Here is a 20,854-nt window from a genome sequence, read left to right on the forward strand (position 1 = left end):
ATTTAAGGTACTTCTTTATTAGAAATCTAAAATTGTATTTAAATAAATAATTGTAAAAAAGTTAAACATGTTTTTACAAGAATCAAAACTATGTTTATAATGTTTATAACTTTCTTTCTTTCTATTTAAAGAAATATTTTTAACAAAAATAGGTGCTAAATCATTAGTATCATTATTTACATAAGAAGAAAATCTAAAATAATTATCATCTAATAGGTCTTCTGCCTTACATGAAAAATTCCTATATCTTTCAGGGTTATCAAGACTAGGAGCTTCCGGCCACCTAAGTATAATTCCAGAGCTTACTACCTGTTTTTTATAAAGACCATGAATTTTAGAAGCTAGCTCGGTTTTTTCATTGTCACTTAATAAAGACTCTTGAATCATAAATACATAAAGATATAGAATTATTTCATCTGAAGAAAATTTGTTTTCTTTTTCAGAAATGTCTTTTATAAAAATACCATCATCATTATTATATAATTTTTCTAGGTTATTAAAGATTTTAAAGGCTGCATCTTTAAAATGAGATAAATTGGTATTTTTATAAGTTAATATAGAGTTTATATAGCATAAACAAGAAATATCTATATTATCTCTAATTATAGAAGGTGGCATATGATTGATGTTTTCAATCATTAATTCAGAAAAATCTACTAGTAATTCCTTAGCTTTCTCCAGTTTTGAACATTCATAAAGAATATTGAAGGCTAAACATATTTTAACTAACTCATCGTGAGAAGTATTATATATTTCTTGTTTTAGACTTGAGAATAGATTCATTATATCTAGAGCAAAGGATTGAAAGTTTTCATTATTGTCTTCTGAAAGTGTAGCACATTTATAATATGCTGCCATAAGAAGAGCTTGTGTTGAAAATTTAAACTTCATATTCTTGTCTGTAAGAAAATATTCTTTTTGAAGAGGATCAGTAGAATCATATTTATCAACAAATACCCCCTCACTATTACGGCAATAAAGAGCAAAAAATTCTAATTGCTCAATGGATAGGTCAACATAGTATTTGCTAAGTTTATATTTATCCTCATCAATATCTTTAAATTTTCTATAATAGTCAGATAAGTACAGCAAACCAAGGGTCATATACCCATTAGCACATATGTTTATTTCTCTTTTAAACTTGCGATGATTCCAAAGTAATTTATCTTTTTCTTTCAAAAGTTTTCCGTCAGCTTTTCTATATACACATAATAGTGGAGAAATAACGCTATTTGTGATATCATCATCATTAGGTAAAGGTTTAATTTTTAAGTTTGCATTTCTAGATATAATTCCACATCCAGAGTGTAGAACTATATGTCTAAGGGACTCTTTAGAAAAATGAAACAATTGACTTTTTATATTGTCATTGTTTAGTATGTTAATTCTTAAAAAAGGTCCTATATATCTCAAAATAACACCACCAGAATATTAGTTATATTTAATAATATGATATGAGAAGTGAAAATGTGCTAAAAACACAATAGTTTTTTTAGGTTAGGAGAATTTATATGAGGGTAGGAAAATTAAATTGGAATGAACTAAAGTACATAATAGATAACCATAAAGGGAAAGAGCGGAAGGAAGTAGAAGTATCTAACGGCATAGGAGAAGATTGTGCCATTATAAATTTTGGCAGTAATCAATGCGTAATTTCTACAGACCCTGTAACTGGTGCAGAGGAAAATATAGGTAAAATTGCAGTTAACATTAACTGTAATGATATAGCTTCCTGTGGAGTCGAGCCATTAGGAATCTTGGTTACCATATTAGCACCACCAAAGACTACTATACAAGAATTACATGATCTTATGAAAGAAATTCATGAAGAAGCATGTAAAGTAAATGTTCAAATTATAGGTGGCCATACTGAAATAACAGAAGCTGTTAATAAGATAGTGGTTTCGTGTACGGCTATTGGAAAAAGTAATGTTAATAGTGCTATTAGCACATCAGGAGCAAAAGTAGGGGATAGCATAATAGTTACTAAACAACTATGCCTTGAAGGAACTTCAATATTGGTTAATGATTATGAAGAGAGATGCAGGAGTATATTAACAGATGAAGAGATTGAAGAAGCAAGAGGCTATGTGGAGAGCATAAGTGTAGTGAAAGAAGGAAAAATAGGTGGAATAGCTAAAGCAACATCTATGCATGATATAACAGAGGGTGGAGTTTTAGGAGCATTATGGGAAGTTGCTAATGCAAGTAATGTAGGATTTAAGGTTAATAAATCTAAAATGCCAATTACAGAAATTACAAGGAAAGTATGTAAAGAATTTAATATAGATCCATTAAGACTAATATCATCAGGTAGTATGCTTATAACTACTGATAATCCAGAAAAGTTGTTAAAATCTTTTGATGATAATGGAATTAAGGCTACTGAAATAGGAGAAATAACTAAGAGTAAAGGTATAGTAATAGATGATAAAGAAATCAATGAAGTGACTCCGCCAGAAGCAGATGAGTTATTTAACATATAGTAGACATTTAAGAAGGAGAATTTGTAATGAAAAGAGTAATAGTTGCTAGTAATAATCATCATAAAATTGTAGAAATAAAGGAGATTCTTAAAGAGTTTGATTTAGAGGTAGTATCTTTAAAAGAAGCTGATATAGATATAGATGTAGAAGAAACAGGCACTACATTTATGGAAAATGCATACATAAAGGCTAAGGCAATTCATGAAATTTGTAAAGATGTACTTGTTTTATCTGATGATTCAGGATTATCAGTAGAAGTATTAAATGGAGCTCCGGGAATATATTCTGCTAGATATAGTGGTGAACATGGAAATTCAGTGGAAAATAATAAAAAGTTAATAAGAGAGTTAGAAGGTGTGCCTTTTAATGAACGAAAAGCAAAATTTATATGTGCTATGGTTTTAATAGTTAATGATAAAGATATTATCAAAGTTCAAGGTGAAGTAGAAGGTTTAATATTAGAGAAATACAAAGAGTGTGAAGGATTTGGATATGATCCTTTATTCTACGTGCCAGAACTAAAGGCTACATTTAATGATGTACCTTCTAAAGTGAAAAATGCTATAAGTCATAGAGGAAATGCATTATCTAAGTTAACAGAAGAGATGAAAAAATATTTATAGTCTACATATAATAATTTTACTTGTTATATATTTAAATAGTTCCATGTATAAATATATTTATTTTTACATAGTGAACTATTTAAATTTATTCCGTGTGTTGAGTATTAAATTACATAATTTGTTAATTGCATTTAAGTTTATTTTGATATAGACAGAGAATTTAGTAGTAACAATATAAGTCATTAGTATTTATAAGGTATATAAGAGAAAAGAAGGTAAAATAAGGACTTGAAGAGAATTTACAATAAAAACTGTCAAAATTTAATTAAAAACTTCAAAAAAGGTGTTGACTAATTAAAGGGAAGTCTGTATAATAAATTTTGTCGTTAAGGTTATTAATCAAACGGCACTGATTAAGATATATCGGGGTGTGGCGCAGATGGGAGCGCGCGTGGTTTGGGACCATGAGGTCGCAGGTTCAATCCCTGTCACCCCGACCATTTTAAATTAAATATATGCGGGTGTAACTCAATGGTAGAGTGCTAGCCTTCCAAGCTAGTTACGAGGGTTCGATTCCCTTCACCCGCTCCAAAATATGCGTTTTTAGCTCAGCTGGATAGAGCAACGCCCTTCTAAGGCGTGGGCCAGGGGTTCGAATCCCTTAAGACGCACCATATATGGTGAACGTAGTTCAGTTGGTAGAGCGCCAGATTGTGGTTCTGGTTGTCGTGGGTTCGAGTCCCATCGTTCACCCCATTAAATTTTGGGATATCGCCAAGCGGTAAGGCACCAGACTTTGACTCTGGCATTCGTAGGTTCAAATCCTGCTATCCCAGCCAGATGGTTCACTAGCTCAGTCGGTAGAGCACATGACTTTTAATCATGGTGTCCGGGGTTCGATCCCCCGGTGAGCCACCAAAAATGAAACATGCAGGTGTGGCGGAATTGGCAGACGCACTAGACTTAGGATCTAGCGCCTTAGGCGTGGGGGTTCGACTCCCTTCACCTGCACCAATCATAAAAATAAAAAAATGCGGGAGTGGCTCAGTGGTAGAGCGTCACCTTGCCAAGGTGAACGTCGCGAGTTCGAATCTCGTCTTCCGCTCCAAATGCGGGTGTAACTCAATGGTAGAGTGCTAGCCTTCCAAGCTAGTTACGAGGGTTCGATTCCCTTCACCCGCTCCAAAATATGCGTCTTTAGCTCAGCTGGATAGAGCAACGCCCTTCTAAGGCGTGGGCCAGGGGTTCGAATCCCTTAAGACGCACCATATATCGGGGTGTGGCGCAGATGGGAGCGCGCGTGGTTTGGGACCATGAGGTCGCAGGTTCAATCCCTGTCACCCCGACCACTTTAAATTAAATATGTGCGGGTGTAACTCAATGGTAGAGTGCTAGCCTTCCAAGCTAGTTACGAGGGTTCGATTCCCTTCACCCGCTCCATTTTTTATTTTTTGAGAAGGTGTTTTATAAGGAATTCATATTTTATTTTTGCACCCATAGCTCAGCTGGATAGAGCGCTGGACTTCGAATCCATCGGTGGCAGGTTCAAATCCTGTTGGGTGTACCATGAATGTAGTGATATCGACGATTTCAGTAGATGAAATCGTTGGTATTTTTTTATTTTATTATTAATTTATGATTAATGATGAAATTTACTCAGGAACAACAATATTATAGGAAATGATAGAGTAAAAAAGTAAAAAATAAGCACTAATGAGTTAAATCAATAGTGCTTATTTTAATATTGAAAGTTATTTTTCAACTGTAATTTCCGTATTATGTTTATTTATCAAATAACAATATAAATTCTTAACAAGAATTTTAACAATGTTATATATAGGAACTGCAAGGAAGGCTGCGAAGAAACCTCCAAAGTATACACTTATGGTAACTACTAAAATAGTTGTCAGTGGATGCATATTCAGTTGGTTACCAGTGATATTAGGGGTTATAACATTGCCTTCTAACTGCTGAACAATAACTGTAAGAATTATTATTTTAAGTACCATACCAAAGCCCATACTTAAGGATATAAGGATAGCTGGAATAATTCCCAGTATTACACCTAAGAAAGGAATAAAGGCAGTTATAAGAGAAAATAGAGATAGAACAAGAGCATTAGGCATTCCGATGATTACATAACCTATAAACATAAGAACTCCGATGACACAAGCAACCATAATCTGTGAAGTAATGTATTGTTTTAATACTGTATCAATTTCATGGAGTATTTTCAATATAATACTTTTAAATTTTCTTGGAAGAAAGGAAGTGAAAGTATTATATATTTTTTTGTCATCTTTAAGTATATAAAACATTATTATTGGTATTAAAATCATCTGAGCTACAAAATTACCTATAGAACTAGCAAATACATATATGTTTTTACTTATGTCTGTAAAAGAATTTACTAAATAGTTAGCGGCTTTTTGAAGTAATTCACCAATATTTAAAAATTCATTAATTTGTGGAAATAAGTAGCTATATTTATCTGCTAAGTTCTGTACGGATTCAATAATAGCTATGGTTAAACTTTCACCTTGAGTAGCTATTATCGATGAAGAATATATAAGCATATATACAATTAATACAATTATCAATAGTATTGAAAGGGCTGTAGCTATTCCACTTGATAATTTCCTGTTTTGAAGAAACCTTTTCACGGGTCTCACTAGATAGTAAAGAAAAATTGCTAAAACTATAGGTATAAACATAGCATTAAGAATTGTAGTTATAGGAGATAGTACAAAATTCATTTTACTGAAGAGTCCTATAGCCAATAGAATTAAATTTATTATTAAAAGAATTTGTATTATTTTAGTAAAATTTTTATTTTTATTCATTTTTTCCTCCTCTAATTTAAAATTTAGAATAATGAAGACTTTGAGATTTATTTAACTATAATTAAGCTAATGTCATTATATACCATAACATAAATGATTAAAAAAATACATGCTAGAAAATTAAAACTAGCATGTTAGTTTTCTAGATTATTTAGTTGTGCAAGGTAGAAAGAATTTTAGGGTATTCTTCATCTACAGCTCTAAATATTATAGAAAGCATTTGGAAAACTAAATCTGCATCAAAGTTATCATTAAATGGTAGGGATACTTTTGCACTTATAATTTCATTATCCTCATAAAAGGATACATATTTATATGTAGAGTTTAATTCATTGAATAAAGCATATAACTTATATTTATCTTGAGCTTTAGATATAGAGGCTATATTAAAGCAGAAGATGTCAGCTAATGTATCATCATCTCTTAATGATATAACAGCTCTTCTATCTTGGCCACCTCCCAGAACTGGTTTAGTAACTCCGTTTATAGTGATCTTTTCAGGAAATGAAAAGATGGTAAATTCATCTACATTGAGTCCTTTGTTTAATGGAAGTCTATGTTCTTCTATATATTTTTCAAATTCTATAGCATTATTTCTCATACTATTTCCCCCTTGAATAAAATTTATATAAATATATTTTTTGAATATTATACATATTATAATGTATTAGTAATTATCTCATAAAAGAGATGGTTAGTAAATAGAATTGTATAACTTATAAGTATATGATTTAAATTATAATTTATTACTAACCTGTGGATAAACTTGGGGATTATGTGGAAAAAAATGTAAAAGCATTAACAGGTTAAGAAATTTTACTCCTTTTAATCTGTTGAACTTTAGATATTAAATAATCTTGAAGTTGACTACAAGTTTCTTTATCCATTTGATTTACACCATCTAGCCTATAGTCTATACTTAAACTCTCATACTTATTTACACCTAAAAGATGATAAGGTAATAATTCTATTTTATCTACATTAGGAATTTCTTCATTTATTATACTAGCTATTTTATCCATATGCTCTAAAGTATCTGTATAAGCAGGAACTACCACATGCCTAACCCATACACGAGCTTTAGATTTTCTAAGAGCTGACAAGAATAAGTTAACATCTCGTGTATCCCTACCAGTAAGAGTTACATATCCATCACTATTAATATGTTTTACATCTAATAAAACTAGATCAGTATACTTTAATATTTCATCATAGTCACCATGTCCATAGCCAGCGGTATCAATAGCTGTATGAATACCTAATTCTTTGCATTTTTTTAATAATTCTAATAAAAATTCAGGTTGAACAAGAGGGTCTCCACCAGAGAATGTTATACCACCTCCAGAAGGTTGAAAATATGGTTTAAATCTTATGATTTTATTTATAATTTCTTCAGAAGTGACTTCCTTACCATCTTTTAAGTTCCAAGTATCTGGATTGTGGCAATAAGCACACCTTAATTTGCATCCTTGAAAAAATACTACAGTTCTTATACCAGGACCATCAACTAGGCCCATGCTTTCTATTGAGTGAATTCTACCAGTTTTCATTATAAAGCCTCCTTGCAATTTAAACTAAATAACATAATTAACTTTATACAAAAAATAAATTCTATAATTTCTCTATAAAATTAATTTAAGTTTCTTTAAAAATACTAAATATAGTAGAGATATCTAACTAAGACATCTCTACTATGTTGTTATAATCAATTCTTTTTATTCAGATTACATTGATGCGTGGAAAGTTCTGTTAACAACATCTAATTGTTGTTCTCTTGTTAGTTTAATAAAGTTAACAGCATATCCAGAAACTCTTACAGTCAACTGAGGATATTTTTCTGGATGATCCATAGCATCTAATAAAGTTTCTCTATTAAATACATTTACATTTAAGTGATGAGCATTTTGTCCGAAGTATCCATCTAATAAGTTACTTAAGTTTGATATTCTGTTTTCAGAGCATTTTCCTAAAGCATCTGGAATAATTGAGAAAGTATTAGAAATACCATCTTGAGAATATTCATATGGTAATTTAGCTACAGAGTTTAGAGATGCTAAAGAACCGCTACTATCTCTTCCGTGCATAGGATTAGCACCAGGAGCAAATGGCTCACCAGCTTTTCGTCCGCAAGGTGTTGAACCAGTTTTTTTACCATAAACTACGTTTGAAGTTATAGTAAGCACTGATTGAGTGTGATATGCATTTCTGTATGTTTTGTTCTTTTTAACCTTATTCATCATAGTTTCAACTAAGTATACTGCGATATCATCAACTCTATCATCATCATTTCCGTATTTAGGGAAGTCACCTTGGATTTCGAAGTCTACTGCTATTCCTTGTTCATTTCTAATAGGCTTAACTTTAGCATATTTAATTGCAGATAAAGAGTCTGCACATACTGAAAGTCCAGCTATACCACATGCCATTGTTCTAAATACATCTCTATCATGTAAAGCCATTTGTAAAGATTCATAAGAGTATTTATCATGCATATAGTGAATAACATTCAATGTGTTAACATAAAGTTTAGCTAACCATTCTACCATAACATCGAATTTTTCTATAACTTCATCATAGCTTAAGTATTCAGAAGTGATTTTTTCCATCTTAGGAGCAACTTGTACTCCAGATTTTTCATCTACACCACCATTTATAGTGTATAATAAAGTCTTAGCTAAGTTTACTCTAGCTCCAAAGAATTGCATTTGTTTACCAACTTTCATAGCTGATACACAACAAGCTATAGCGTAGTCATCACCCCAATAAGTTGTCATTAAATCGTCATTTTCATACTGAACAGAGCTTGTATCAATAGATACTTTTGAACAGAAATCTTTAAATCCTTGAGGTAATCTTGTTGACCATAGTACAGTTAAGTTTGGCTCAGGTGATGCTCCTAATGTATATAATGTATTAAGCATTCTGAAAGAGTTTTTAGTTACTAATGTTCTTCCATCTAATCCCATACCACCTATTACTTCAGTAACCCAAGTTGGATCTCCGGAGAATAGGTTGTTATAATCAGAAGTTCTTAAAAACTTTACTAATCTTAACTTCATTACAAAGTGATCTACCATTTCTTGAGCATCTTCTTCAGTAAGAATGCCATTATCGATATCTCTTTGAATATATATATCAATGAAAGTAGAAGTTCTACCAAGAGACATAGCAGCACCATTTTGTTGTTTTATTGCACCAAGATACCCAAAATATAACCATTGAATAGCTTCTTGAGCATTTTTAGCAGGAACTGATATATCAAATCCATAACTAGCTGCCATTGCTTTTAACTCGTTAAGAGCCACTATCTGATCAGATAATTCTTCTCTTAATTGAATAACATCAGCATCTATAGTGCTAACTTCTAAACTTTTCTTTTGTTGAATTTTATCTTCTATTAATCTATCTATACCATATAAAGCAACTCTTCTATAGTCACCTATGATTCTACCTCTTCCATAAGCATCTGGTAAACCTGTTACTATACCATACTTTCTAGCTAATTTCATTTCATCTGTATAAGCATCAAAAACTCCTTGATTATGAGTTTTACGATGTTTTGAGAATATTTCAGAAATCAAAGGGTCAATTTCGTATCCATAAGATTTAGCTGCGGTTTCAGCCATTCTTATTCCACCTTGAGGCATAACAGCTCTTTTAAGTGGAGCGTCAGTTTGAACACCAACAATTTTTTCAAGATTCTTATCTATATACCCTGGGTTATATGCATCTATCTTAGATATGGTTTTAGTATCAACATCTAAAACGCCACCGTTTTCTATTTCTTTTTTAAATAATTCGCTTACTTCATTCCACAATTTGTTTGTAGCTTCTGTAGCATCTGTTAAAAATGATGCATCACCTTCATATGGAGTATAGTTAGTTTGAATGAAGTCTCTTACATTAACTTCCTTTTTCCAAGTTTTGCCCTTAAAGCCATTCCATTGAGTAAACATATATAATCCTCCTAAAAAATAATTTTTAATAAAATTAAAGTATAAAACATTTGTTTTATGTACTAAAATTATTAAATAATAATTTAAATTTAAATTTAATTTTATCTCCATCTGTTATAATTGTACAACTATAACAGATGAAAAACAACAGTTTTTTTAATAGGGATAAAAGATTAAAAATTCAGAAAATTCAAACAAGTAAAGGATTAAATTTGCGAAATTTAGTGAAAAAAATAATTGCAAGAAGACATTTAACAATTTTCATTAAAGGTTAATTTGAAGATGAATATAACAGTTTAAATGAAATTTTGAAACAGAGAGAAGTTAATTTGTTGTAAAATGCAATTTCATATATTAAAGTAATAAAGCAATAATAAATGGAAACATAAAACAAAAAATAAAGTTGGTTAATATAATTAAATAAATTAATTGTAAATTTAAATTGATTTGGTATAAAAAAATGTTAATTTATAATAAGTTGAGTTATAATAAGTTATGAGAATATAATTATTAATCAAAATGTATAGTGAAATAATAAAGTTAACTATGGAGGTAAAAGCTGTGAGGAAAAAGCCAAGTATGTTTAGTAAGGATTATCGCAGACAGTTAAAGCTGAGGCGTATAAAATATATGATTATATTTTTAATTATAATAATGGTTATTGGGATAACTGGATTAGTTTTTACTAATAGAGAAGGAATAGTGGCTATAAAAAATTTTTTTATTAAAGAAAGTACAGAGGAAAATAACTATAAATCAGAAGAAAATAAGAATAAAACTGAAGAAAATTCTGAAGAGGAAAGTGTTGTAGAGGAAAAGTCTACTAAAACCTATTCAGATGTAGTTCTTAAATCAGGAAAAAAAGTTACTATTAATTATGAAGAAAAAGATCAAGTTAAGAAAATCAACACAATTGATTCAGATTCACAAGTTAAATGTAGTATAGCCCCATCACAAGAAATGATTTTAATTTTAGACAAAGAAGCTCAAGATATGTATATTTTAAATAGTAACGAGAAACTAATAAATATTACCAATGAACAGTACGTATCAACTACTAATGAAGTATTTAACAAGGAAAACGTATTAAAATATAATCCTTCTTATAAATGGGTTGAAAGTGCACAATTTATTGACAATACACATATTGCATATTCTAGTAGCTTGCCTTGGATAAATAACAGTGATGATAAGTATTTGTGGATATATAATATGGAGAGTAATACCCATAGAGGATTTTATAATGTAAAAGGAAAAACTTTTGAAGTGGGACAAATAACAGATAAGGGTCTTACTATATCTTTAGACAATAAGGAAATAGTTGTGGATAAAGATGGTAAAATAGTTGAATAAATATATCATGGGAAAAAGTATTGTACATAATAATAGTATTATTGTATAATTTATTAGGTAATATTTAATTTATTATCATAAATTTAGAGAATGATGATGTATCTGACTAACAGTTAAATAATTAAATGTACTATTTACTTTACTAAATTTATGTTATAATTTTAAGAAATACAGAGTTGGGAATATTAGGAGGAAGAAATAATGAACGTTAAAATGGAGAAGCTAGAAAAAAACGTTGTTAAATTTGAAGTAACAATAGGAGCAGATAAATTTGCAGAAGCTGTTAAAAAATCTTATGCAAAAAATGCGAAAAAATTCAATGTGCCTGGATTTAGAAAAGGTAAGGCTCCAATGAATATAATTAAACAATACTATGGTGAAGGTGCATTATATGAGGATGCTATAAACTACATATATGAAACTACTTATCCAGAAGTATTAGCAGAAAATAATATAAATCCAGTAGATTATCCATCAATTGATATTGTTCAAATTGGTGAAGGTAAGGAATTTATATATACTGCGTCAGTACCAGTAGTACCAGAAGTTGAATTAGGTGCTTATAAAGGAATAGAAGCAAAGAAAGAAGTAGTAGAAGTTACAGATGAGGATGTAGAAAATAAATTAAAAGAATTACAAGCTCAAAATACAAGAGTAGAAGTTAAAGAGGGAGCTGTTGAAAAAGGTGATATAGCTGTTATAGACTTCAAAGGTTATGTAGATGAAGTTGCTTTTGAAGGCGGAGAAGCTAAAGATTACGAATTAGAAATTGGTTCAGGTAGCTTTATTGATAACTTTGAAGATCAATTAATTGGATTAACAGCTGGAGAGTCTAAAGACGTAAAGGTTAATTTCCCAGAACAATATGGAAAAGAAGATTTAAATGGAAAACCAGCTAAATTTGAGGTAACAGTTAAATCAGTTAAGAAAAAAGAATTACCAGAAATAACTGATGAATTTGCTAGTGAGGTTTCAGAATTTGAAACTTTAGAGGAACTTAGAAACAATATAAGAGAAGAATTAGTAAAAGCTAACGAGTTGAAAGCAATAAATGAATATGAAATGGCTGTTATAGAAACTGTAGTAGCTAATGCTAATGTGGAAATTCCAGATGCTATGGTAAATAGAGAATTAGATGGAATGCTACAAGATTTAGAAAATAGATTAAAGTATCAAGGTTTAGATATAGAAAGTTACTTCAAGTTTACAAATACTTCAGAAGCTGACTTTAGAGAACAAATGAAAGATATAGCAACTAAAAATGTTAAAAATGAATTAGTATTAGGTGAAATTGCTAAAGCTGAGAAAATTGAAGCATCAGAAGATGAGATAAGAGAAAAAGCTACAGAGATTGCTAGTAAGTATGGTGAAGCTGAGAAAATGGAAGAAACTGTTGATAGATTAGTTCAAGTTCAAAGAGAATACCTTGGAACTCAAATAGTAAATGAAAAAATTAAGAACATGATAATGGAAAATAGCAAAACTATTTAAGTTAATTAATAATTGCCAGTATATACTGGCAATTATTTTAAATAAAATAGGTTAAAATAATTTTAATGAGGATATAATAGTAAATATTCTAATATATTTACAATAGTAAGGAGGTTGTAATTATGAGTTATATACCAATGGTTGTAGAGCAAACTGGTAAGGGCGAGCGATCTTATGATATATATTCTAGATTATTAAAAGAAAGAATTATTTTTTTATCTGATGAAGTAAATGATGTTACTGCTAGTTTAATTGTAGCACAACTTTTATTTTTAGAGTCAGAGGATCCAGATAAGGATATATATCTATATATAAATAGCCCTGGTGGTTCAATAACTTCTGGAATGGCAATTTATGATACGATGAACTATATAAAGCCAGAGGTTTCTACAATTTGTGTAGGAATGGCTGCATCTATGGGAGCTTTTCTACTTGCAGCAGGACAAAAGGGAAAAAGATATGCGCTTCCTAACAGTGAGATAATGATACATCAGCCGTTAGGTGGATTTAAAGGTCAAGCAACTGACATTGATATTCATGCTAAAAGAATATTAAAGATAAAAGAAACTCTTAATGAAATATTAAGTGAAAGAACAGGCAAGCCTTTAGATAAAATAAAACAAGATGTTGAAAGAGATTATTTTATGTCCGCGGATGAAGCTAAGGAATATGGATTAGTAGATGAAGTAATTGTTAAAAAGAAATAGCTTTAAAGGGGTGTCAACATGCCAAGAAATGAAGAAAAGAAAAAATTTAAATGTTCTTTTTGTGGAAAAAGTGAAGAGCAAGTAAGAAGACTTATTGCAGGTCCAGGTGTATATATTTGTGATGAATGCATCGAGCTTTGTTCTGAAATCATAGTAGACGAAAGAGAAGAGGATGTCCAAATTGACATGGGCACATTACCTAAACCTAAAGAAATTAGAAAGTATTTAGATCAATATGTGGTAGGGCAAGATGATGCTAAAAAGGCTTTGTCTGTAGCAGTGTATAATCATTATAAAAGAATAAATTCTAATGTTATGGATAATGATATAGAACTACAAAAAAGTAATATACTTATTTTAGGACCAACTGGTTCAGGTAAAACTTTATTAGCTCAAACACTAGCAAAAATGTTAAATGTACCTTTTGCAATAGCAGATGCTACAACACTTACAGAAGCTGGATATGTAGGTGAGGACGTAGAAAATATATTATTAAAATTAATTCAAAACTCTGATTATGATATAGAAAGAGCTGAAAGAGGCATTATATATATCGACGAAATTGATAAGATTGCACGTAAGTCCGAAAATCCATCTATAACTAGAGATGTTTCTGGTGAAGGGGTTCAGCAAGCTTTACTTAAAATTCTTGAGGGAACTGTATCTTCAGTACCACCACAAGGAGGAAGAAAACATCCACATCAAGAGTTTATCCAAATAAATACATCTAATATATTATTTATTTGTGGTGGAGCTTTTGATGGGTTAGAAAAAATTATAACAAAGAGAACTCAAAAATCAGCCATGGGATTTGGTGCAGAAGTGGTTTCTAAGGAAAAACAAGACTTAGGAGAATTATTTAAGCAAATAATGCCTGGTGATTTACTGAAGTTTGGATTAATTCCAGAGTTTGTAGGAAGAATTCCTGTAATAGTAACTTTAGATAATTTAGATGAAGATGCTCTTGTAAAAATATTAAGTGAACCTAAAAATGCATTAGTGAAGCAGTATCAAAAGTTATTAGAAATTGATGATGTTAGACTTGAATTCGATGAAAATGCTCTTATAGCTATAGCTAAAGAAGCAATAAAGAGAAGCACAGGAGCAAGGGGATTAAGAGCAATAATAGAAGATATAATGCAGGAAATAATGTATGAGATTCCTTCACGTGAAGAAATAGAAAAAGTTATAATTCATGAAGAAACTTTAAATACAAAGATTCCTGAATATATCATTGCAGACAATGGAAAGAGAGAACCTTTAAAAATAGATAGTAAAAAGGGTGTAAAGAGAACACCTGAACTTGCATAATATAAAAACTGCTGAAATTCAGCAGTTTTTTCTTGTTATAGAATATTAATCCAATATATTGTGAATAATACTATTGTGACTTAAATAATTAGTAAAGGGAGGGAAGATTAGTTTGCTTATAAAGTAGGCTAATATTGATATGGAACCAGTAGCGATTTTGATTATGCTAATACAACTATTAGTTACAATAGTAATGGGAATTTACTTCTTTAATGCATTAAAGGGACAAAAATCATCTAAGATTACAATTAATAAAGAGAACACTAAAGAAATTGAAAAGCTGAGAAAGTTAAAAAGTATATGTTTGACTGAGCCTTTAACAGAAAAGAGTAGACCTAGAAATTTTGAAAATATAATTGGTCAAGAAAAGGGTATTAAGGCTTTAAAAGCAGCCATATGTGGTCCAAATCCTCAACATGTTATAATATATGGACCTCCAGGAATAGGAAAAACAGCAGCAGCAAGACTTGTATTAGAAGAGGCAAAACTAATTCCAGCTTCACCATTTAAGGCAGCTTCTTCTTTTGTAGAAATTGATGCTACAACTATAAGATTTGATGAAAGAGGAATAGCGGATCCATTAATAGGATCAGTTCATGATCCAATATATCAGGGGGCGGGTCCATTAGGTGTTATAGGAGTACCACAACCAAAACCTGGAGCAGTTACAAAAGCACATGGAGGAGTCCTATTTATTGATGAGATAGGTGAATTACATCCTATAGAAATGAATAAGTTATTGAAAGTTTTAGAAGATAGAAAAGTATTTTTAGATAGTGCATATTATAATAGTGAAGATCCTAATATGCCATCTTATATTAAAGAGATATTTGAAGAAGGATTGCCTGCTGACTTTAGATTAATAGGTGCAACAACTAGAAGTCCAGAAGAAATTGTTCCAGCTATTAGGTCTAGATGTGTAGAAATATTTTTTAGAGCTCTAGATGGAGATGAAATAGAAATAATTGCAAAGAATGCAGCAGAAAAAATTGGAATATCAATAGACGAAGAAGCAGCAAAACTGGTTGGGATATTTGCTAATAATGGCCGTGATGCTGTAAATTTGGTTCAATTAGCTTGTGGAATTGTAATTAATGAAAATAGAAATACTGTTAGTATAAATGAAATACAATGGGTTATTGAGAACGGACAATACTCACCAAAGCCTAATAAAAAGATATGTGCGAAACCAAAGGTTGGTTATGTAAATGGCCTTGCGGTATATGGTTCAAATGTTGGATCTGTAATGGAAATAGAGGCGACAGCAACAAAGGCAAGAGATAGAGAAGGAATAGTAAAAATAACAGGTATTGTTGAGGAAGAGGAATTAGGAGATAAGGGTAGAAAATTAAAACGAAAAAGCACAGCAAGAAATTCTATTGATAATGTAATTACAGTGTTGGAGAGAATGTACAACATAGATACAAAAAAATACGATATACATGTTAATTTTCCTGGGGGAATACCTGTAGATGGTCCTTCTGCTGGAATAAGTATGACTACTGCAATTTATAGTGCAATAACAGGTAGGAGTGTAGATAATAATATAGCTATGACAGGAGAAATATCTATTCATGGTGAAGTAAAGCCAGTTGGTGGTGTTACAGCTAAGATTACTGGTGCTATAAAAGCTGGTGCAAAAAAGGTTTTAATTCCAAAAGAAAATTGGCAAGAGGTATATAAAGATTATAAAGATATAAAAGTAATACCGGTAAATACTATAAAGGAAGTAATAGATGAAGCAATAATAAAAGAACAAATTCTTCATATAAGCGTAGAAAAAAAAGATCAAGGGTTTGAATTGAATATGTTACCACAATTAGATGCTTAAAGCTAATCCCTATAGAAGTTCAATGGATAAAACTTTTATAGGGATTATTTAATTGAAAAATTATATTTTTATAGGTATAATATACTAGTCTAATTATAATTAATACAATAAACACATATCATTTAGATGTTTTATTAAAGTAGGATTTTCTTTTAAACGTTATACTTTACAATAAAAAAGAAAATACTGCTCTGCCCTGAAAGATTCCTGTATAAATACTTTAGGTTGAATTATTAGTTTGAGTAAACTAGATAAGATTTTATAATATGAAATTAAGTAAGATTAAATAATAGATTAGATAGAAATGAGGAGATGTTATGGAGAATCAAATAATGAAACTTCCATTAATTCCCCTTAGGGGATTAAGTATCTTTCCACATATGGCTTTAAACTTTGATATAGGTAGAAAGAAATCTATAGAAGCAATTAATAGAGCCATGGATGAAGATCAGAAGATATTTATAATAAGTCAAAGAGAAGCAACTACTGAAAATCCAACTGAAAAAGATATATATAATGTTGGATGTGTATGTACAATAAAGCAATTTATGAAGTTGCCGGGGAATCACTTGCGAGTATTAGTAGAGGGAGAATATAGGGCTAAGCTTGTAAAATATTTAGATGAAGATGATTGTATAAGTGCAGAGGTTGAAGCTGTTGAAGAGTTGGATATAGAAGATAAAACAGAATCTGAAGGATATAAAAACTCACTAAATGATATGTTTATTAATTACTTAGAATTAGCAGGTGAAGAATTTAAAGATTTAATAGTGGAATTAGAAGCAGAAGAAGATAATAGTGTATACTGCGATGTAATAAGTGCATTTCTACCGGTAAAGGCTGATGTAAAGCAGGAGTTATTAGAAATTATTTCAATAAAAGAAAGAATGGAAAAATTATTAGTTATTCTTAAAAAAGAGATTGAAGTTGTAAAAGTAGAGAAGCTTATAAGTAATAAGGTTAAAGCTAGAGTAAGTGCATCTCAAAAGGAGTATTATCTTAGAGAACAACTTAAGGTAATTCAAGAAGAGCTAGGAGAAGAAGATGAGTTTGGAAGAGAAATAGCTAATTATGAAAAAAAATTAGGGCAAATTAAATTACCTAAAGATGTTAAAACTAAGATAGAATTTGAAATTAATAGACTTAAAAATATTGGGCCTTCATCCCAAGAGGGATCAGTTATAAAAACTTATTTAGACACTATTTTAGGTATGCCATGGAATAAGCTAACAAAAGATAATTTAGACTTAACTAATGCTAGAAAAGTTTTAGATGAGGAACATTACGGACTAGAAGACGTAAAAGAAAGAATTATAGAATATTTAGCAGTTAGAAAAATGAGTAAATCATTAAAGTCACCTATAGTATGCTTAGTTGGACCTCCAGGGGTTGGTAAAACATCTATTGCAAAATCAGTGGCTAATTCACTAGGACGAAAATTTGTAAGAATGAGTTTAGGTGGAGTAAAAGATGAGGCTGAAATTCGAGGCCACAGAAAAACGTATGTAGGAGCAATTCCAGGACGAATTGTATCTGCATTAAAGGAAGTTGGTTACAAAAATCCAGTATGCCTTTTAGATGAAATAGATAAAGTATCAAAGGATTATAAAGGAAATGTAGAAGATGCTCTTCTTGAGGTGCTAGATTCAGAACAGAATAAGACCTTTAGGGATCATTATATAGATGTAGAGTTTGATTTGTCAAAGGTATTATTTATAACTACAGCAAATACTTTAGATACTATATCTAGACCACTATTAGATAGAATGGAAGTAATAGAGGTTTCAGGCTATACTACAGAGGAAAAATATGAAATAGCAAAGAAATATTTAGTACCTAAAGTTATGAAGGAATATTCTGTGGAAGATGGTCAGATTATAGTTAATGAAAGTGCTTTAAGAACTATAATAGATAGATATACAAGAGAATCAGGAGTTAGAAATCTAGAAAGAAAGATAGCTTCAGTAATAAGAAAATCTATAACAGAAATAATGGAAAGTAATAAGAAAAAAATAACTATAAATTCTTTAACTGTTAAGAAGTATCTAGGTTCTGAATTATATAGCTATGATGATTTAGATAAAGAAGATAAAATTGGAGTAGTCACAGGTCTTGCATGGACTGGATATGGTGGTGATACGCTTCCCGTTGAAGTAGCAGTAATGGATGGTGATGGTAAGCTTCAACTTACAGGTCAACTAGGAGATGTAATGAAGGAATCAGCTAAGGCAGGGTACAGTTATGTAAGGGCTCATTGTGACATGCATGTTATAGATAAAGAATTTTATAAAAATAAAGATATACACATTCATATACCAGAAGGAGCTATTCCAAAGGATGGTCCATCCGCTGGAGTTACTATGGTTACAGCTATGGTTTCTGCTTTAAGTAACAGAAAAATAAAATATTCAGTAGCTATGACAGGAGAAGTTACTTTAACTGGTAGAGTATTACCTATAGGGGGACTAAAAGAAAAAAGTCTAGCTGCTTACAGAATGGGAATAAAAACTATAATTATTCCTAAAGCTAATGAAAAAGACTTAAAGGATATACCAAAAGTTATAAAAAATAAAATAAAGTTTATACCAGTAGAAAAAATTGAAGATGTATTGAAGAATGCACTAGTTGGAGAAGATAAAAATGGAAATTAAACAAGCGGAATTTAAAACTTCGGCTGTAAAGCCCACCCAATATCCAGAAGATGGAATGTGTGAAATTGCCTTTGTTGGTAGATCTAATGTAGGAAAGTCTTCACTTATTAATACTTTAACAAACAGAAGAAAGTTAGTAAAGGTAAGTGGTACACCTGGCAAAACAAGACTTATAAATTTCTTTACTATAAATAATAAGCTATACTTTGTGGATTTACCTGGATATGGATATGCTAAAGTGTCAAAAAGCGAGAAGGCTACTTGGGGAAAAATGATGGAACAATATTTAATAAATAGGCCAGAATTGAAAAAAGTAGTTATTTTAGTGGACTGTAGGCATAAACCAACTGGTGATGATATAATGATGTATGAGTGGATTAAGCATTATGGTTATGAAGTTATAGTTGTAGCAACTAAAAAAGATAAGTTAACTAAAAGTGAATTACAGAGGAGTGCTAAGGTAATAAAAGAAACCTTAAAGCTTGGAAAAGAAGATAAATTATTGTTCTTCTCTTCTTTAAAAAAGGAAGGAAAAGAAGAATTACTTGAGGAAATATTTAAAGACTTAGGACTTGAATAAAATAAAGGGTTATTGATTAGAGAAATCAATGACCCTTTATTTATGATATAATAATATTGATTTACTTTTAAACATATAAGTATATATGTGATTAAAGAGGGGTGTTTATTTGAAGATATTAGGAAATTTATTTATTATATTTATGCTTTATATTTTACCACTAGTATTTTATCTAAGAACAGTGAAAATAAAAAGAAATTCTAAGTTAATTAAAACTATGGTGAGTATAGGATATATATCATTGTATTTCTTATTACCAGAACTTTATAATAATATATTACCTTTTGTTTTAATAATTTTTATTTTAGTTAATTGGGTTAGTTCAAAATGTAAGAATGATGATTATATAAAATACAGGTTTTCTTTAGGGGATTTTAAAATAGGTAAAGCATTGATATATGTGTTATTAGTTTATGGATTTATAATAATGTGTGGTTTATTTTGGCTTTTATTACTTTTTTTGTTCAAAATACCTATTGAACAACAACAAGTTATAACTATGTTAAGTAATTATGATTTAGTTTCTTTTATAATAACTATTCCTTTTACAGTTATTTTTGCACCAGTGGTTGAAGAATTCGTTTTTAGGTACTTATTTTATGGTAAGTTTTTAAGAAGTAGACTTAAGGGTGAGTTTGGATTTATAATATCTGCATCTATTGTTAGTATATTATTTGCATCTATTCATTTTAGTATTAGTGCTTTTGCTTCGTTATTTGTAGTAAGTTTTTTCAACTGCTATCTAATTGAAAAGGAAGGATTTTGGTATTCAGTATTTACCCACTTATTTGTTAATGGAGTTTCTACTGTTATATTACTTCTAAGCAAGATAATTTTATAGTAATAACATAATAAAAAGTCATCTCATAATTTTNNAAAATTATGAGATGACTTTTTTATCACCGATTTTATGGAAAAACATATATTGTAGTAAAGAGGCTTAGGAAAAACACACTAAAAATACTATAGATTAAATATATAAAAAAACTTCAAAAATATAATTATCAGTGTCAAAACTTAAGCAAAATCATATAGTGTATTATACAAATGATGATATAAAAATGTAAATATAATAGGAGGAT

At 30.1% G+C, this 20,854-nt stretch carries 15 protein-coding genes and 13 tRNA genes; 23 read left to right on the forward strand and 5 right to left on the reverse strand.

The features are described from left to right. Positions 1–18: 18 nt before the first annotated feature. The gene (locus tag B3086_RS05510) at positions 19–1,413 is read right to left on the reverse strand and encodes a hypothetical protein (RefSeq protein WP_346892924.1); all 1,395 of its coding nucleotides are present in this window, start codon (positions 1,411–1,413) and stop codon (positions 19–21) included. A gap of 98 nt (positions 1,414–1,511) precedes the next feature. On the opposite strand from B3086_RS05510, the gene B3086_RS05515 reads away from it, so the two are divergent. The 15 genes from B3086_RS05515 to B3086_RS05585 all read left to right on the forward strand — a co-directional run bounded on the left by B3086_RS05515 (position 1,512) and on the right by B3086_RS05585 (position 4,616). Beyond that, the gene (locus tag B3086_RS05515) at positions 1,512–2,486 is read left to right on the forward strand and encodes an AIR synthase family protein (protein WP_346848993.1); all 975 of its coding nucleotides are present in this window, start codon (positions 1,512–1,514) and stop codon (positions 2,484–2,486) included. Between the two features lie 26 nt (positions 2,487–2,512). After that, positions 2,513–3,109, forward strand: a complete 597-nt coding sequence (locus B3086_RS05520) for an XTP/dITP diphosphatase (RefSeq protein WP_346848994.1) — start codon at positions 2,513–2,515, stop codon at positions 3,107–3,109. A 364-nt stretch (positions 3,110–3,473) separates the two neighbouring features. Beyond that, positions 3,474–3,549: transfer RNA gene (locus B3086_RS05525), tRNA-Pro, on the forward strand. 17 nt (positions 3,550–3,566) lie between these two features. Further along, positions 3,567–3,640: transfer RNA gene (locus tag B3086_RS05530), tRNA-Gly, on the forward strand. 6 nt (positions 3,641–3,646) lie between these two features. Further along, positions 3,647–3,723: transfer RNA gene (locus B3086_RS05535), tRNA-Arg, on the forward strand. A gap of 6 nt (positions 3,724–3,729) precedes the next feature. Next, a tRNA-His gene (locus B3086_RS05540) sits at positions 3,730–3,805 on the forward strand. Between the two features lie 8 nt (positions 3,806–3,813). Then, positions 3,814–3,888 (forward strand) — tRNA-Gln (locus tag B3086_RS05545). A 3-nt stretch (positions 3,889–3,891) separates the two neighbouring features. Further along, positions 3,892–3,967 (forward strand) — tRNA-Lys (locus B3086_RS05550). A 12-nt stretch (positions 3,968–3,979) separates the two neighbouring features. Beyond that, positions 3,980–4,063, forward strand: a tRNA-Leu gene (locus B3086_RS05555). A gap of 19 nt (positions 4,064–4,082) precedes the next feature. Continuing rightward, positions 4,083–4,157, forward strand: a tRNA-Gly gene (locus B3086_RS05560). 3 nt (positions 4,158–4,160) lie between these two features. After that, a tRNA-Gly gene (locus B3086_RS05565) sits at positions 4,161–4,234 on the forward strand. Between the two features lie 6 nt (positions 4,235–4,240). Beyond that, positions 4,241–4,317, forward strand: a tRNA-Arg gene (locus B3086_RS05570). 5 nt (positions 4,318–4,322) lie between these two features. Beyond that, a tRNA-Pro gene (locus B3086_RS05575) sits at positions 4,323–4,398 on the forward strand. A 17-nt stretch (positions 4,399–4,415) separates the two neighbouring features. Further along, positions 4,416–4,489 (forward strand) — tRNA-Gly (locus tag B3086_RS05580). A gap of 50 nt (positions 4,490–4,539) precedes the next feature. Beyond that, a tRNA-Arg gene (locus tag B3086_RS05585) sits at positions 4,540–4,616 on the forward strand. A 184-nt stretch (positions 4,617–4,800) separates the two neighbouring features. Here the strand turns inward: B3086_RS05585 and B3086_RS05590 are convergent. The 4 genes from B3086_RS05590 to pflB form a co-directional block, all read right to left on the reverse strand. Continuing rightward, positions 4,801–5,892 (reverse strand): AI-2E family transporter, encoded by a 1,092-nt coding sequence (locus B3086_RS05590; protein ID WP_346849254.1) that lies wholly within the window; start codon positions 5,890–5,892, stop codon positions 4,801–4,803. Between the two features lie 151 nt (positions 5,893–6,043). Then, complete coding sequence (locus tag B3086_RS05595; RefSeq protein WP_035135659.1) at positions 6,044–6,493, reverse strand: YbjN domain-containing protein; 450 nt, start codon at positions 6,491–6,493, stop codon at positions 6,044–6,046. Between the two features lie 205 nt (positions 6,494–6,698). Beyond that, on the reverse strand, positions 6,699–7,442 hold the full coding sequence (gene pflA, locus B3086_RS05600; protein WP_346892926.1) for a pyruvate formate-lyase-activating protein: 744 nt from the start codon (positions 7,440–7,442) through the stop codon (positions 6,699–6,701). A 174-nt stretch (positions 7,443–7,616) separates the two neighbouring features. Then, positions 7,617–9,848, reverse strand: coding sequence for a formate C-acetyltransferase (gene pflB, locus B3086_RS05605; protein WP_346849252.1), 2,232 nt, complete (start codon positions 9,846–9,848; stop codon positions 7,617–7,619). Between the two features lie 561 nt (positions 9,849–10,409). Here pflB and B3086_RS05610 point away from each other — a divergent pair. The 8 genes from B3086_RS05610 to B3086_RS05645 all read left to right on the forward strand — a co-directional run bounded on the left by B3086_RS05610 (position 10,410) and on the right by B3086_RS05645 (position 20,613). Continuing rightward, the gene (locus tag B3086_RS05610) at positions 10,410–11,201 is read left to right on the forward strand and encodes a hypothetical protein (protein WP_346849251.1); all 792 of its coding nucleotides are present in this window, start codon (positions 10,410–10,412) and stop codon (positions 11,199–11,201) included. A gap of 201 nt (positions 11,202–11,402) precedes the next feature. Further along, positions 11,403–12,692, forward strand: coding sequence for a trigger factor (gene tig, locus B3086_RS05615; protein WP_346849250.1), 1,290 nt, complete (start codon positions 11,403–11,405; stop codon positions 12,690–12,692). A 122-nt stretch (positions 12,693–12,814) separates the two neighbouring features. Continuing rightward, positions 12,815–13,399, forward strand: a complete 585-nt coding sequence (gene clpP / locus B3086_RS05620; protein WP_035135664.1) for an ATP-dependent Clp endopeptidase proteolytic subunit ClpP — start codon at positions 12,815–12,817, stop codon at positions 13,397–13,399. An 18-nt stretch (positions 13,400–13,417) separates the two neighbouring features. Beyond that, on the forward strand, positions 13,418–14,710 hold the full coding sequence (clpX, locus tag B3086_RS05625) for an ATP-dependent Clp protease ATP-binding subunit ClpX (RefSeq protein WP_346849249.1): 1,293 nt from the start codon (positions 13,418–13,420) through the stop codon (positions 14,708–14,710). A gap of 139 nt (positions 14,711–14,849) precedes the next feature. Then, on the forward strand, positions 14,850–16,541 hold the full coding sequence (lonB, locus tag B3086_RS05630) for an ATP-dependent protease LonB (RefSeq protein ID WP_346877824.1): 1,692 nt from the start codon (positions 14,850–14,852) through the stop codon (positions 16,539–16,541). A 317-nt stretch (positions 16,542–16,858) separates the two neighbouring features. Beyond that, positions 16,859–19,192, forward strand: a complete 2,334-nt coding sequence (lon, locus tag B3086_RS05635; protein ID WP_346849247.1) for an endopeptidase La — start codon at positions 16,859–16,861, stop codon at positions 19,190–19,192. Next, positions 19,182–19,772: a ribosome biogenesis GTP-binding protein YihA/YsxC gene (yihA, locus tag B3086_RS05640; RefSeq protein ID WP_150844424.1), complete on the forward strand. Its 591-nt coding sequence runs from the start codon at positions 19,182–19,184 to the stop codon at positions 19,770–19,772. The genes lon and yihA overlap by 11 nt, the downstream gene beginning before the upstream one ends. 109 nt (positions 19,773–19,881) lie before the next feature. After that, the gene (locus B3086_RS05645) at positions 19,882–20,613 is read left to right on the forward strand and encodes a CPBP family intramembrane glutamic endopeptidase (RefSeq protein WP_346849246.1); all 732 of its coding nucleotides are present in this window, start codon (positions 19,882–19,884) and stop codon (positions 20,611–20,613) included. Positions 20,614–20,854: the final 241 nt, after the last annotated feature.

It is taken from the genome of Clostridium sp. UBA871 (assembly GCF_002295255.1).
In the GTDB taxonomy this organism is placed as follows: Bacteria; Bacillota; Clostridia; order Clostridiales; family Clostridiaceae; genus Clostridium_J; species Clostridium_J sulfidigenes.

Excerpts from the sequence above, each read along its gene's own strand:
- clpX (WP_346849249.1), top strand. The coding sequence starts at position 13,418 with ATGCCAAGAAATGAAGAAAAGAAAAAATTTAAATGTTCTTTTTGTGGA.
- B3086_RS05590 (WP_346849254.1), bottom strand. The coding sequence starts at position 5,892 with ATGAATAAAAATAAAAATTTTACTAAAATAATACAAATTCTTTTAATA.
- lonB (WP_346877824.1), top strand. The coding sequence starts at position 14,850 with ATGGAACCAGTAGCGATTTTGATTATGCTAATACAACTATTAGTTACA.
- pflA (WP_346892926.1), bottom strand. The coding sequence starts at position 7,442 with ATGAAAACTGGTAGAATTCACTCAATAGAAAGCATGGGCCTAGTTGAT.
- B3086_RS05520 (WP_346848994.1), top strand. The coding sequence starts at position 2,513 with ATGAAAAGAGTAATAGTTGCTAGTAATAATCATCATAAAATTGTAGAA.
- tig (WP_346849250.1), top strand. The coding sequence starts at position 11,403 with ATGAACGTTAAAATGGAGAAGCTAGAAAAAAACGTTGTTAAATTTGAA.
- B3086_RS05515 (WP_346848993.1), top strand. The coding sequence starts at position 1,512 with ATGAGGGTAGGAAAATTAAATTGGAATGAACTAAAGTACATAATAGAT.
- yihA (WP_150844424.1), top strand. The coding sequence starts at position 19,182 with ATGGAAATTAAACAAGCGGAATTTAAAACTTCGGCTGTAAAGCCCACC.
- clpP (WP_035135664.1), top strand. The coding sequence starts at position 12,815 with ATGAGTTATATACCAATGGTTGTAGAGCAAACTGGTAAGGGCGAGCGA.
- lon (WP_346849247.1), top strand. The coding sequence starts at position 16,859 with ATGGAGAATCAAATAATGAAACTTCCATTAATTCCCCTTAGGGGATTA.
- pflB (WP_346849252.1), bottom strand. The coding sequence starts at position 9,848 with ATGTTTACTCAATGGAATGGCTTTAAGGGCAAAACTTGGAAAAAGGAA.
- B3086_RS05595 (WP_035135659.1), bottom strand. The coding sequence starts at position 6,493 with ATGAGAAATAATGCTATAGAATTTGAAAAATATATAGAAGAACATAGA.